Raw genomic sequence first — 14,628 nt, 5'->3', positions numbered from 1 at the left:
AGCGAACAATTGAATAATTCAATTTTAGCTATCATCTATCAATATCAACAGAACAATTTATATTATTGGCGTAATGTATATACACCTGAAATGTTTCAAAAAAAAATTAATGAATATAAAGAAAGAGGTTTAAGCAGGCTTGGAAAAAAACTTTAAATAGATTCCTATAAATAAAAAGACCAATATCAAAGCTTAAAAAATAGTTTTGACATTAGTCTTTTTATAGTTAATTAATAAGTCCCACATCTGCGTTTCTTATTCACCCATGTCATTAGAAAATCTTTTACTTCAGAGTATATATTTATTTTAAAATGGGATATGCTGATACCACGGTTATTTTACCATTCATTTTAACATTTACATTTCCTTTTATCTCAAATCCAGCTGTACTCTCACCACTAAAAGTATGGTTTCCAGGAGAGTCAAAATTTTTTTGCCTTACAATTTGTTCTACTTCACTCGTAATTTTCTCTGCATCCCAGCTGTCTGGAAAAACAGTAGATTTTGTATTCTTATATTTCCCATCATACTTAACATCCGCCTCAAAAGGTCGTCCTTCCACCACCGCCCCAGTTGGTTCATAAACTACTCCACTGTCTGGGCTATAAAAATCAGGATGTCTCGAATGGGCACCTGTGATTTCAGGATTGCCACTTCTCCCAGGTCTCACCTCTCCTGCCACATGTCGCAACGACTTGCGGTTATAAAATTCAGTAGTTGGTAACTTCTCTACTAAGGCTTCATTTGGACAGCCCTTGGTAATCAGAGCCTTTTCCGCTTCCAATACGCGAGCGGCTTCAGCTTCTTCGACTTCGATCGCTGTTACGAAGACTTCTTCGGATTCAACTGCTCGTAAGACAGAAAACATTTCAGACAACGGTAAGCACATAATGATAAGTAAGATGTCTGTTTTTTCGAGCTGGATTTGGGACTGTTTGATGACCCAGTCGGTATTTTCGTAATTTGGTAAATTCTTCAATACATTGCCACCGACTTCAGAAATCGCTGCAATGGTGGTTTCATCTAGACTTCTTGGTAAGGCATTCGTGCGTTCTTCATCAAACAAGCCATCGGCTAACGCATAGTAGTTGCAATAGATACCGAAAAAGCTTTGCACTTTGCGGATCGTATAGATGACTTCTTGGTTAAAGCCGATGTCGATTTGATCTAAGGGAACAATTTCTTGCGTTCCCCGATACACAAATTCACCTTCCCGATTAATGACAACTTCCTTGTCATTGGCTTTCGCTACGATCCGGAATAGATTGGTCTGAAACGTATCAGGCAATTGATCAATCAGCGCATCCCGCTCATCGATCATCTGACGGGTGATTTCTTTTCCGACTTCATTGACGGAATCGACATCTGTTAGGTCTACTGCCCCGAATTGGACCGAAGAATATTCTTTGACCAGTTCCAAGGCTTGTTCAGGTGTGGCGATTTCTGCTAAAAATGTATCAAAGTCCGTCTCCATGGGAATCGTGATGCCACGAACATCATATTGTGTATATAATTGTTGACGATGGTCATAGGCGGTATAGCTCATGGTCACATTGACATAGGGTGTTCCTGGACCATTATATGGAGAAAAATTGATTTGTTTCAGGGCGCCGATCCGCGGAGGTAATTTTTCATTTCCCGGTAAGTATTCATTCAGTGAAGTATCTGGATAAACTAACAGACTTTGATTGTTTGTGCTTTTCGGCACGAACAATCTGCTCACACCGTCTGTGCCAGTTCGCATCTCATATCCAGATAAGTCGGGGGTCGTTTCTATGTATTCGAGAAACTGGTTTTGGACTGAAATCCAACTAGCCAACTCGATTTTAGTGGTTGGATAAATCTCAATCGGATCTTCGGGCGCATCAATGGCGTCACCAAGTAAACTGATCGATTGTCTTAAGATATTGGTGGAGGTCACCCGATACAACTGACTGACAGCCATCTCTTTGGACGATTCTTTTAAGTAGGGTCGGGTAAATTCAGCAAAGGCGGTAGCTTGGATGATCGGTGCAATTTTTGAACGAGCAAACCGTGCACTGAGGGGTAACGTACTTGGCCCTTCCATCATGTCTAAATAATCCGCTAGAACCAAATTATCAAATACGTTATGTTCGGCAGTCAAAGTATCCGTAAATCCTCGGAGTTTTGCCCATTCGTTCCATGTTTTTTCATCTTTCGCTTGCGAAGTGCCGCTTAAATCAATCTCAACAGCCGGACGCGAGATCGCTTCTCTGAAGGATCGATCACTCGCAAAGGCTAAGAGTGTCGGTTGGAAAACCGACGACAACAACATCACAACCATCAACAACGAGAACCATTTCTTTTTCACTTTCATTTTTCCACTCCTTTTCTTTTTTATTTACACCGAGAGTATACCGCAAGAAAAGAAAGCGCTTAACAAAAAGTGAAGATTCTCATGAAACGACTTTTTCTAAAATAAGAAAAGGAAATTCAATTATTTATTCATAAAAATTTTTGTATGTACAATTCAACATAAAACAACTATGAAAATGTATGCCGTACCAAAAATACATCAAAAAAGCCGGGATTTTTTCAAATCCCGACTTGGCTCGTTTCTAAAAGAGAACCTTCTAGATAAAAATCAATTCAATTGTAAATATGCAATGGATTATTGACTGATAAATAACTTTTAGATTTCTCTTCAGAAAATCATTGAGCAATGAAACTTTTTACATTTTATCTGGTGCATGTAATCCTAATAGACGTAAGTCTTCTTTTAGTAAAACAGTTACCGCATAAACTAACGCTAAGCGCGCATCTTTTTGGTCATCGTCCGCTAAGATTTTTGTATGTGCATAGTATTTATTGAATGCTTGTGCCAGTTTGATCGCATGTTTTGCAATGATCGATGGCTCATATTTTTCACCCGCTTGAAGTACTGTTTCAGGGTATTTCTGTACAAGCTTCACGACTTCCCAACTATTTTCATCATTCAACGCATAAGCTTGATCTTCAGAAGGAACAAAACCTGCTTTGTCTAATAAACTCATCGCACGAGCATGAGTATATTGGACATAAGGACCAGTTTCCCCTTCAAAACGAACCACTTCTTCTAAATTGAAGTCAAAGGTATTCAAACGATCATTTTTTAAATCGTGGAAAATAACAGCACCAACACCGACTTGTTTTGCGATGACATCTTTGTTTTCCAAATCAGGATTCTTTTCACTGATTTGTTGTTTCGCTGAGTCGATTGCTTCATTCAATACTTCTTCTAGTAAAACGATCTTTCCTTTACGTGTAGATAGTTTTTTACCACCTTGTGTGATCAAACCAAACGGGATATGGTGCATATCATCTGACCAGTCAAAGCCTAGTTCTTTCAAGACAGCTTTCAATTGTTTAAAGTGATAACTTTGTTCATTACCAACTACGTATAGTGATTGACTGAAATCATACGTACGTTTACGGTATAGTGCAGCTGCCAAATCACGCGTAATATAAAGTGTCGCACCATCTGATTTTTTGATCAAGGCAGGATTTAGATCATAAGCAGATAAGTCAACGATTTCTGCACCTTTGTCTTCTTGTAAGAGATGTTTTTCTTCTAGTAATTCGACAATCTCATCCATCTTGTCATTGTAGAAAGCTTCCCCGTTCAATGAATCAAAACGAACTTCTAACAAGTCATAGATCTTGTTGAATTCTTTCATTGATTCGTCACGGAACCATTGCCATAACTCCATCGCTTCTTCGTCGCCTTCTTCTAGACGCTTGAACCAAGAACGAGCTTCATCATTCAATTCAGGTTGTGTTTCAGCTTCTTCGTGGAATTGGACATATAGACGCAATAATTCATTGATTGGTTCAGCTTTTACAGATTCAGCAGATCCCCATTTTTTGTAGGCAACGATCAGTTTTCCAAATTGTGTTCCCCAGTCTCCTAAATGGTTGATACGTACTGGTTGGTAGCCTAATTTTTCCATAATAAAGCCAATTGAGTTTCCGATTACTGTCGAACGTAAGTGACCCATTGAAATTGGTTTTGCAATGTTTGGTGAAGACATATCGATAGGCAGGCTTCCTTGGTTACCGATCGTGCTATCACCATAGTGTTCTTTTTCTTTTACTACTGTAGCTAACACTTGCTTACTAATGATCTCTTTGTTCATAAAGAAGTTCAAGTATGGTCCGACGACTTCGATTTTTTCAAAATTTGTTGCATCGATTTTCTCAGCAAGATCCGCTGCGATCTGTTGTGGTGCTTTGCGGAAGATTTTTGCTAAAGAGAACGTGGGAAATGCGACATCTCCATGGTCCGCTGATTTTGGATTTTCAAGTAATTGTGCGACTTGCTCCAATGTCAAGTCATCTTGTACTACTTCATATAGTGCTTTTGCAACAACATCTTTGTTATTCATTTATTTTCCTCCTACATATTGTTTGCTGTAAAACAAAAAAATCTCTAGCAAATCCATATTTCCTATGAATTTACTAGAGACGAGAATTCCCGCGGTACCACTCCAATTGTCCTAAAAAAGGACCTGCTCGATCTGATATCGGTAGACGACCGTCTGTCAAAGACAGAGTTCTCCAAGTGCGCTTCATTGGGATTTGTCCGTCCGGCTTCCACTCTACCCAGACTCGCTTTGAACGAAATGACACCAATTACTCTCTTGTTCAGCAAACGTTGCTCTTATTTAACTTGATTGAATTATAGCAGATATCCAATCGACTGGCTAGAGTTTTCTTCATAAATAAACGGTGTTCGAAAAGCTGACCTTCAACAACAAGCTAAAAAATCAAAAAATATGAGATACTATTTTCTGATTTTCTATCTTATTGCTCAGGTCAAAGTGCTTTTCTCACAACCTAAAATGTCCAGGAGGTCTAAAGGAGATTAAAAACCAACTGGACATTTTATACACATGGTCATGGTAAAACGATAAAAAGTTTCTTACGCTTCATCAGCAACAATGATCGTTCCTTCTTCTGAAGCTAATAGATTCTCAATATTTTCTAAGGAAGTAATAATTGCTTTCCCAGTAGGACGAGCCTCAACAAAGGCAATCGCTGCTTCCACTTTTGGCAACATGCTTCCTGGAGCAAATTGGTTTTCAGCAATGTATTGTTTCATTTCTGAGACACCAACTGTTTCTAGTTTCTTTTGATCAGGTTTTTGATAATTCACATAGACATTATCGACACCCGTCAACACGATCAGTAGATCTGCTCCGATGATCTCTGCTAATTTTTCAGAAGCAAAATCTTTGTCGATCACGGCTTCTTTTCCTTCAAGACCTGTTGCAGTTTCCACTACTGGAATACCGCCACCACCTACAGAAATGGTGATCACGCCTTGTTCCACTAATGTTTGGATGACACGAGCTTCTTTGATTGAGATTGGTTTTGGAGAAGCAACGACCTTACGCCAACCACGTCCTGCATCTTCTTTGAATGTTACGGAAGAGTCTGCTTTCATCTGATCGTTCGCTTCTTCTTCTGTATAGAAAGGTCCAACTGGTTTGCTTGGATTTTTGAACGATGGATCATTTTCATCAACGATGACTTGTGTCACTAAAGAAACGACATCTTTATCGATTCCTTTTTCCTTCAACACTTCGCCCATCGCATTTTGCAACCAATAGCCAATTGAACCTTCCGTCATCGCCACGCATGTATCTAATGGCATTGCCGGTGTTTTTTCTGAATCAGCCGCTTGTTGTTGGATCAACAAATTTCCAACTTGAGGACCATTACCATGTGAGATGATCAATTCATCTCCTTGTTCAATAAATTTCACTAAGTATTTTGCTGTTTCCATCAATGCGTCTTGTTGTGCTTTTGCACTTGCATCTGTTGATAAAATCGCGTTTCCGCCTAATGCAACAACCACTTTTCTGTTTGCCATGTCTATCTCCCTTTCTTTCAGAACATTCTGAATTTTACCGATGACAAAACAAGCCAGCGTTCTTTCTGAACGATCCTCACGCTGACTCGTTTTGATTATTTACTTGTTAGTTGTTACACACGAGGAATGAATAAGTTTCCTAGTGTTGCTGCCATGATTGCTTTGATTGAGTGCATACGGTTTTCTGCTTGCTCAAATTGACGTGCATATTTACTGCGGAATACTTCGTCTGTTACTTCCATTTCAGTGATGCCGAAGCGTTCTTTCATTTGTTCACCGTAAACTGTCTTCGTATCATGGAAGGCTGGTAAGCAGTGTAAGAAGATCAAACGATCTGTATTGTTTGTTTTTTCGATCATATCCATATTGATTTGGTAAGGTTTCAATAATTTGATACGTTCTTCAAATTTATCTTCTTCACCCATTGATACCCAAACGTCTGAGTAAAGAACGTCTGCTCCGTCAACCCCTTTAGCAACATCGTCAGTGATCATTAATTGTGCACCTGATTTCGCTGCAAACTCTTCAGCCATTTTCACGATTTCTTCTTCAGGTTGTAATTCTTTTGGTGCAACAATACGCATGTTTGTTCCTAAGATCGCACCTGTTACTAACAATGAGTTCGCCATGTTGTTACGTCCATCGCCACAATAAGCAACTGTGATGCCTTCCACTTTACCGAAGTTTTCTTGGATCGTTAAGAAGTCAGCGATCATTTGAGTTGGGTGCCATTCATCAGTTAAACCATTCCATACAGGTACGCCTGAGAATTCAGCTAATTCTTCCACCATTTTTTGGCTGAAACCACGGAACTCGATTCCGTCAAACATACTACCTAATACTTTGGCAGTATCTTCTGTAGATTCTTTTTTACCTAATTGGATGTCATTCGCACCTAAATATTCAGGATGCGCACCAAGATCGATTGCTGCAGTTGTAAATGCTGCACGAGTACGTGTTGATGTTTTTTCAAATAGTAATGCAATATTTTTTCCTTCTAAGTAATGATGTGGGATGCCACGTTTTTTCAAATCTTTCAAGTGTTGAGAAAAGTCGATCAAATATTGTAACTCTTCCTTTGTAAAATCTTTTTCTGCTAATAAACTTCTTCCTTGAAATACTGATTCTTTCATATGAACATTCTCCTTTAAAATTGTATTCTATTTGATAGTACATAAAGTACTTGGTATTAAGAGGAAATCTGATGGCAGCTGACAGTGACTGCCATCAGGAATAAACTATTTTAAATCTTCACGAACTAACGGTTGGCTCATGCAACGAGGGCCGCCACGACCGCGTGACAATTCACTTGAAGTGATTTCCAATACTTTGATGCCGTAGCTTCTCAATAATTCGTTTGATACATAGTTACGATTATAAGTAACTACAACCCCTGGAGCGATCGCTAATGTGTTTGAGCCATCATTCCATTGTTCACGAGGTGCAACGATCGCATCGCCATTACCTGTTGGGATCAATACAAGATCATCTAAACCTAGAACTGATTTCAATGACTCTTGTAAATCATCTGAATGAGAAATTTTGATATCATCGCCAGCTTGTTCGATTGTAAAGACGTCCATTTTTCCTTCTTTACTTTGGATTGCTGGGTGGATCGTGAATTTGTCATGGTCAACCATTGTAAATACTGTATCTAAATGCATCATCGCACGATTATTCGGAATCTTGATTGCCAAGACTTTTTCAAATCCTGCGTTTTTCGCAAATAAGTGACGTGCTAAACGCTCGATCGCTTTTGCATTTGTTCTTTGTGAGATACCAACAGCGACAACTGTGTCACTAAGGATCAATTCATCCCCACCTTCGATATGATCTGGATTTTCTCGATCCAACCATACGTCAACACCTTTATTTGCAAAACGTGGATGGTGGTTCAAAATGTATTCTGTGAACATTGACTCACGACGACGCGCTTCAAATGCCATTTTATTGATTGTCATCCCATTTCCCATTGATGCGGAAGGGTCTCTTGTAAAGTATAGGTTTGGCATTGGGTCCATGTAGAATGGATAGTCGTCATCAGATGATAAATCGTATAAACTACGTGATTTCACATCGATATCTTTTGTACGGACACCCGCCATGATCTTATCTACCATATCTTGAGTTTCCATTGATAGAAGGAACTCATGAAGACCATCTCTAACAGCATTAGATGCAATAAAAGATTCATCTAACATTTTATTTAAAAATTCCTCTTTGACATTACCTGCATCGATTGCTTCAGCCGCTAATTTTTCTAAATATAATGTTTCAGCGCCTTCACTTTGGAGCACTTGTGCAAATTCATCATGCTCAGCTTGTGCAATCGGTAGATACGGAATGTCGTCGAACAACAAACGATCCATAATATCAGGTGTTAGATTTTCAACTTCTTGACCAGGTCGTTTTAATAATACTGTCTTTAACTTTCCTATCTCAGAGAAAACGTGAATCGGTTTATCCATGTTGTGTTGCCTCCTTCGTTTTGATTACATACTTAGAATAAACTGCTTTTGTAATCACTTTCATGCTTTTCTCGCATTTTAAATGAGAAGAATCTCTCATTATTAAAGCTTAATTAAATAATTACACATTTTTGCATCTTTTATTAATAATTTCTCTTTTTTTTATACTGAAAACTCTATCAAAAAAATTTTTATTCATCAAAAAAATTTTTCTGTATATTTTTAAATCCCATTTAAATTAAGGTTGTTAGCGTTTACTTTATGTATATTATTTGTTTTTTATACACTTTTATGATCACTCATCAAATTATATTCATCTGTTTTGTATAAATCCTACATAATAACAAACGCAATTGATTTTTTACAAAATATAGCTTTTCTCGGAATGTATTATGGCTTTACAAAAGAAATAAAAGAAGTCACAATAGAATTAAAGAATAATAGGAAGCAGGGATGTTCATGCGTGTAAATAAAATCGATTATCATTTTTCTAAACTCAGATATCAACCTGATTTTGAACACTTTACTGATGAGGAATTTGAAGAAATCAAAGAGCAGACTGTCCTACGTTCATATAAGAAAGGACAAGTGCTTTTTGATGAAGGAGATGAGCGGCAACGTTTCTATGTCTTAACAGAAGGATTGATCCGTTTAGAGCGTTATGACGAAAGTGCGACTTATTACTACTATGATTATGTCACAGCAAATAATCTCTTTCCAATGTCTGGTATTTTTGAAGAAGAACCTTATACGTATACAGCACAAGCCATGACAGATATCGAGACTTTTTATTTTCCTGTAGCTTGTTATGAAAAAATCGTCAAAAACAACCCCAATCAATTGATTTACATGATCCAAAAGTTAGGAAAAGTCGTTCAGATGCACGAACTACGCATTCAAATCGGCTTGACCTCCAGTGCATTTGACCGAGTGAAACAAAACCTATTTGTTTTAAAAGAAGAATTAGGAATCCCTACAGAAGACGGTCATATATCGATCCCCTATCCAATCACGTTGAAAGAACTAGCAGTCAATAGCGGGACCACTCGTGAAACCGCCGGACAGGTGATCAAACAGCTGAAAGATTCCGGCTTGGTGAATTATGATAAGAAGCGGTTCACGTTTTGTAAGGAGGCAGTGACACCGGGCTGGCGGGAGTGAAGTTTATGATAGTAATATACAAATAATAAAACAGTCCAACCCCCTTGTTATTGACAAGGTATTTGGACTGTTTTTTTTAAATACTAAAATTCCTCTGGCTTCTCATTTGTGATACCAAGATAATAAGCTGTGGCGTTAAGGATTCTTTCGCTTGCATGACCATCTCCATATGGATTTTTTGCTTTAGCCATTAGTAGATATTCCTCTTCATTATCCAACAACTTTTCTACTTCTCTAATGACTTTTCCCTTCTCTGTTCCAACTACTTTTAAGGTACCCGCTGACACACCTTCTGGTCTCTCAGTAGTATCTCTTAAAACTAATACAGGAACACCTAATGAAGGTGCTTCTTCTTGTACTCCACCTGAATCAGATAGAATTAAAAATGAGCGTTTAGCAAAATTTTGAAAATCAACAACATCTAACGGTTCAATGACGTGAATACGTTCGGATTTAATAAGTGTCTTCTGCGCATTTTGACGTACAACTGGATTTTTGTGAATAGGGAAAATGATTTCGACATCTTCATACTGTTCAACAATATGATTAATCGCTTGAAAAACATTAGTCATTGGTTCACCAAGATTTTCTCTTCGATGCATTGTCACCAAGATTACACGTCGCTCACCAATTAAATCTACTAATTCATGATGATAATCATTTTGAACTGTATATTTCATTGCATCTATTGCAGTATTACCTGTTACAAAAATTTCTTTTTCAGAATGATTTTCTTTTAATAAGTTTTGCTTGCTTTCTTTCGTTGGGGCAAAGTAGACATCAGCCAATACATCAGTCATTTGTCGATTCATTTCTTCTGGGAAAGGTGAATATTTGTCCCAAGTTCTTAATCCAGCTTCAACATGTCCGATAGGAATTTGTCGATAAAAAGCTGCTAAAGATGCCGCAAATGTAGTAGTCGTATCCCCATGTACAAAAACAATATCCGGATTTTCTTTTAGTAAGACTTCATCTAAAAGCTTCAAAACATTTCCGGTAATTTCATTAAGAGATTGTCGTTCTTTCATTATATCAAGATCATAATCTGGTTTAATTTCAAAAACATCTAATACTTGATCTAACATTTGGCGATGTTGTGCAGTAACTACAACGATTGACTCAAAACGTGCATCACCTTCTATTTGCTTTACCAAAGGTGACATTTTTATTGCTTCAGGTCTGGTACCGAAAATCATCATTATTTTTTTTTGATTTTCCATTCATATATCATCCTTTTCAAACATGAATTTCTTATTACAATTAAATACATAAAAACACTGATACTATATATAAAAAATCCTTTAAGTAAATCAAAATTCAAACAAACTATGAGAAACCAACAAACGATAAGTAATTCAGTAGCAATATTTTTTAAATATTTAATATTTAAAATTTTAGATAGGTATATTTCAGAAATAACACTTCTGAATGCCAATACAATAAGTATTAACATCACAGATAATAATAAATTTCTTAATACTATACTAAATATAAAAGACAATATAGCACTAAAAATTAATGTCACAATATTAATCATTAACAGTGTATTCTCTTTTCTTAATGATTTGAAAAACGTAGTAAATATCATGGCCATTTTCCCATCAAAGATACAGATAGGAAATAAAATAAGTAGGTACTTAAGCCCTTCACTATAGTTCGGTAACCAAAACTCCATTACCCATTTCAATGGAAAATAAATTGATAGTCCTAGGAGAGAAACTTCGGTAAAAATATTTCTAAAATTTTGATACAAATATACTAACTCGCTATTTTTCTTTTTTCGAATAATCGGAAATATTACTAAACCTATTGAATTTACAAAAACTGTTACCAAATTAGAGAGACTAAGGATTAAAGATATCTGCCCAAAAACCACTACACTCCAACCTTTTTCAATAAACAAACGTATAGTATTCACAATTAGGGTACTAGCTATATAGGCAATTGATATTTTCATCCCACTAAATATAGTTTGAATTATCTCCACTATTTGAACAGAAAAACAAGATAGTTTTCTGACAACTATGTCTCGACAAATGTAAATAATCCATACATATGAAAATAATTTCGAGACTATGTCACAGAATATTAAAAAATAAAAATTGTTAATATTAAAAATAATAATAACTATGATAAAAGTAATAAAAACAACCTTCTCTAATATTGTAATAAAAGAATTTTCCTTAATTCTATTCGTTGCCTGCAAGATCGACATTAAAAATCCCCTTGGAACAGTGATCAAAGTAGAAAATGTCATTAATCGTAAAATCAGTAGTTTTTCTTCATTGATATTAACGTTAAATAAACAGACTATATTAACAATAAGTACTAAAATAATGTTAAGAAAAATTAGTAGAATAAACTGAGAAAATAGATTGTTTTTATTTAAATCTGAATAATCTACTCCTCCGGATTCCAAATAAATACCATCATTCCACCCAAGATGAAAAAAAGCTGTATACGTTGTATATAATACATACAGTTGCCAATACGCATAGTTTTCTATTCCCATAAATTTTGGTAGCAATAAAGTTATTATAGTAGATGACACTAAAACTATTATATTGGCTATAAAAGCATAAGAAAGATTTAATATAAATAATTTTTTCATTTAAGTAAATTTTCTCCTAATATTTCGTGATAATAAGAATACTTGTGACTCCCAGGTATATTTATCAATTTTTTCTGAATGCTTTATTTTTAGGTCACCATTTTTTTTTAGGTCGATTAGATTTAAAATAGATTTGTATATTTCTTTATTATTGTTTTGAACGATAGTTGAATTACCATACTCTTCCATTATTTTTTCTACGGGATCATGAATGTCTTTGGGCATATTTTTTATATATAATATATGCTTTCCAGTACTCATATAATTAAATACTTTTCCCGCAATTTGAATAGGTGTACTATTGCCAAATAGTACGAGTACATCTGCAGCATATAATTCTTCTATAAACTGATCAAAAGGAATTAACGGTTCCACACGAACTAAAGATTTAGTATTTGTAAATTTTTCTATCAAATCTTTAGATACATTTGTCCGAAATTTACATTCAACATCAAAACTACTAAAATTATTTATAGCCTCAATAAATGGGATTGGGTTTCTATGAATTGGATTTAGCATACCTCCATAAATGAAAGAAATTTTAGGCGAGTATGAGGTTTCTTTATTAGCAATTAGCTTTTGTGTAGGAATATACCCCATCATAAATGTACTAATTTTACTTTCAGGTACTTTAAATTTATTTATATATAACATTCTTGTATTTTCTGTTGCCACAGTAATCATTTGGGAATGCTTAATTATTCTTGATTCTATAAAATAATCTATATTTCGGCGTACTATTCCTCTTTCGATTGACACCTCATAAGTCCATGGATCACCATAGTCCATCATCAGAGGTACTTTATATTTTTTTGAAAGTTGATACCCAATAATATGAGCCGTATTAGGCATTGAGCTACTAATAATCAAATCCGGTTTTATTTGTTCAACTATTTTAAACCGTTTTTCATACTTAATTACTTCAGGTAACCAATCTATTAAAGGATCCGGTATTAACATTTTTTTTCTATAATTAAATAATACTTTTTTGAATTTTTTAGTTTTTGATTTATTTAAGTCATTAGATTGACTAATTACTACTTTATTTCTTATTTTCCTATGCAAAAAACCTTCTTGTACGTACCATATTTTGATTCTTTTTGACACATCCTTAATGCTATTAATATCTATATTTGGGTAGTCATCACTCGGTTTATATGCTATAACATTTACTTCATGACCATCTTCAATTAGATAATTAGCGAGATTTAGCATTCTTTGCATATGCGACCCTCCAACTGGAGGGAATGCAGCTGTTATAAGTAATATCTTCATTTAAATTCTACACTTTCTTTTTATTATTGTAGTTAACGAGAATAAATAGAATAGAAATACCCAAAAATCTAATAGTATCGGTAAATACTCTCTAATACTAAATATCATAAAAACTAAAATAAAACTTAGATTAACTAGCGAGATATAGTCTTTTCTTTGAATGAATAATAAATAACTACGTATTGAAAAAAATCCTAACAGAAAATAAAATACTATAAGCCATAATATCCCACCTTCTAAATAAATATAATATTGTGAAAAAGTAGTGTTAAACGGGTACGGAGTGTTTACAAATTTTAAAGCTAAAAAAGAGTCATCATAGGTTTTCCCAAAAAGTCCGTATATTATTTTATATACAAATCGAAATGTTATTCCTAAAAAGGGAACTTGTTTACTGTAATCAGATATATCAGACATATATATTGAAAACGATATTGGATTTCCAATATAATACAATAAACTAGTAGCAAAACTTGTGGAAATTGGAATAAAAAATATTTCAGGTTTAAAAAGTAAAGACTCTTTATTCAATTTTTTTTGTAAAAACTGGAATATATATATACTTCCGAACGAACTGATTGATAGAAGCACTAATTCTTTTATTTTTAATATACTTTTTTTCTTATTCGCGTTATTAAATAAGTAAATAACTAAATTATATATTACGATATAAAACAAAACATTTCTTTTTACTGAGATGTTAACCAGAACAGAAATAATCCAGTAAAATAATATTTTTTTACTCTTTCCAAATTCAAGATATTGAAGAAGTAATATTCCTGAATTCGGGAAGCTAAGTTTAAAAAAGATCAAACTAATCATATTTATAGATATAGTATCTTCACTAATTGCTAAATTTAGTAAATTAGGATCTGAAATTGTATTCAACAATCCAACTTTTTGTTGTATAACAATTAAATAAGATATGAAACCCAATAAACTTAAAATAAAGGTTACTTGGCTGAATTTAAATAAAATAGATCTTATTTTGTCTTGGTTATATCCTCTGAATTCTTTCTTTTTTTTAGGCATAGATATATATAATATGTTGCCAAGTACAAAAACTACTAAAGATATGCTTAATATTAACCAACCTGAATGAGAAATATCTTTATTCACAAAAGAACTACCAAAAAATAATGTTAAACACAGAAAATAATTACATAAAAATATTGAAAAAGGAGTAAATATTTCACCTATAAATAGCTTTGAAAATAATAAAGATAATATAAACAATG

The 14,628-nt window shown here is 34.5% G+C and carries 10 protein-coding genes; 1 reads left to right on the top strand and 9 read right to left on the bottom strand.

What is annotated here, in order from left to right; translation table 11 throughout:
* Positions 1-301: 301 nt before the first annotated feature.
* From I2F89_RS13840 to arcA, 5 genes are all read right to left on the bottom strand, one after another.
* Complete coding sequence (locus I2F89_RS13840) at positions 302-2,338, bottom strand: EndoU domain-containing protein (RefSeq protein WP_161642515.1); 2,037 nt, start codon at positions 2,336-2,338, stop codon at positions 302-304.
* A 355-nt stretch (positions 2,339-2,693) separates the two neighbouring features.
* On the bottom strand, positions 2,694-4,385 hold the full coding sequence (argS, locus tag I2F89_RS13835; protein WP_195514519.1) for an arginine--tRNA ligase: 1,692 nt from the start codon (positions 4,383-4,385) through the stop codon (positions 2,694-2,696).
* A gap of 536 nt (positions 4,386-4,921) precedes the next feature.
* Positions 4,922-5,875: a carbamate kinase gene (gene arcC, locus I2F89_RS13830; protein ID WP_010735176.1), complete on the bottom strand. Its 954-nt coding sequence runs from the start codon at positions 5,873-5,875 to the stop codon at positions 4,922-4,924.
* Positions 5,876-5,988: 113 nt separating this feature from the next.
* Positions 5,989-7,008: an ornithine carbamoyltransferase gene (gene argF / locus I2F89_RS13825; protein WP_010735175.1), complete on the bottom strand. Its 1,020-nt coding sequence runs from the start codon at positions 7,006-7,008 to the stop codon at positions 5,989-5,991.
* A 105-nt stretch (positions 7,009-7,113) separates the two neighbouring features.
* A complete protein-coding gene (arcA, locus tag I2F89_RS13820) occupies positions 7,114-8,343 on the bottom strand; it encodes an arginine deiminase (protein ID WP_062805084.1) in 1,230 nt (409 codons plus the stop codon).
* A 459-nt stretch (positions 8,344-8,802) separates the two neighbouring features.
* Here arcA and I2F89_RS13815 point away from each other — a divergent pair, with 459 nt between their 5' ends.
* On the top strand, positions 8,803-9,504 hold the full coding sequence (locus I2F89_RS13815) for a Crp/Fnr family transcriptional regulator (protein WP_023519859.1): 702 nt from the start codon (positions 8,803-8,805) through the stop codon (positions 9,502-9,504).
* 83 nt (positions 9,505-9,587) lie between these two features.
* Here I2F89_RS13815 and wecB read toward each other — a convergent pair whose 3' ends face one another.
* Genes wecB through I2F89_RS13795 form a run of 4 tightly spaced genes read right to left on the bottom strand, consistent with a single transcriptional unit; the run spans position 9,588 to position 14,509 of the window.
* On the bottom strand, positions 9,588-10,724 hold the full coding sequence (gene wecB, locus I2F89_RS13810) for a non-hydrolyzing UDP-N-acetylglucosamine 2-epimerase (RefSeq protein ID WP_195514518.1): 1,137 nt from the start codon (positions 10,722-10,724) through the stop codon (positions 9,588-9,590).
* A complete protein-coding gene (locus I2F89_RS13805) occupies positions 10,703-12,115 on the bottom strand; it encodes a hypothetical protein (protein WP_195514517.1) in 1,413 nt (470 codons plus the stop codon). The genes wecB and I2F89_RS13805 overlap by 22 nt, the downstream gene beginning before the upstream one ends.
* The gene (locus I2F89_RS13800) at positions 12,116-13,339 is read right to left on the bottom strand and encodes a hypothetical protein (protein ID WP_195514516.1); all 1,224 of its coding nucleotides are present in this window, start codon (positions 13,337-13,339) and stop codon (positions 12,116-12,118) included.
* A gap of 51 nt (positions 13,340-13,390) precedes the next feature.
* Positions 13,391-14,509 (bottom strand): O-antigen polymerase, encoded by a 1,119-nt coding sequence (locus I2F89_RS13795; protein ID WP_195514515.1) that lies wholly within the window; start codon positions 14,507-14,509, stop codon positions 13,391-13,393.
* Between the last annotated feature and the right edge of the window lie 119 nt (positions 14,510-14,628).

It is taken from the genome of Enterococcus sp. 1001283B150225_161107_E12, from assembly GCF_015556925.1.
In the GTDB taxonomy this organism is placed as follows: Bacteria; Bacillota; Bacilli; order Lactobacillales; family Enterococcaceae; genus Enterococcus_B; species Enterococcus_B mundtii.
The sequence above is the reverse complement of the archived record's forward strand: the minus strand, read 5'-3'. Positions and strand labels throughout refer to the sequence as shown.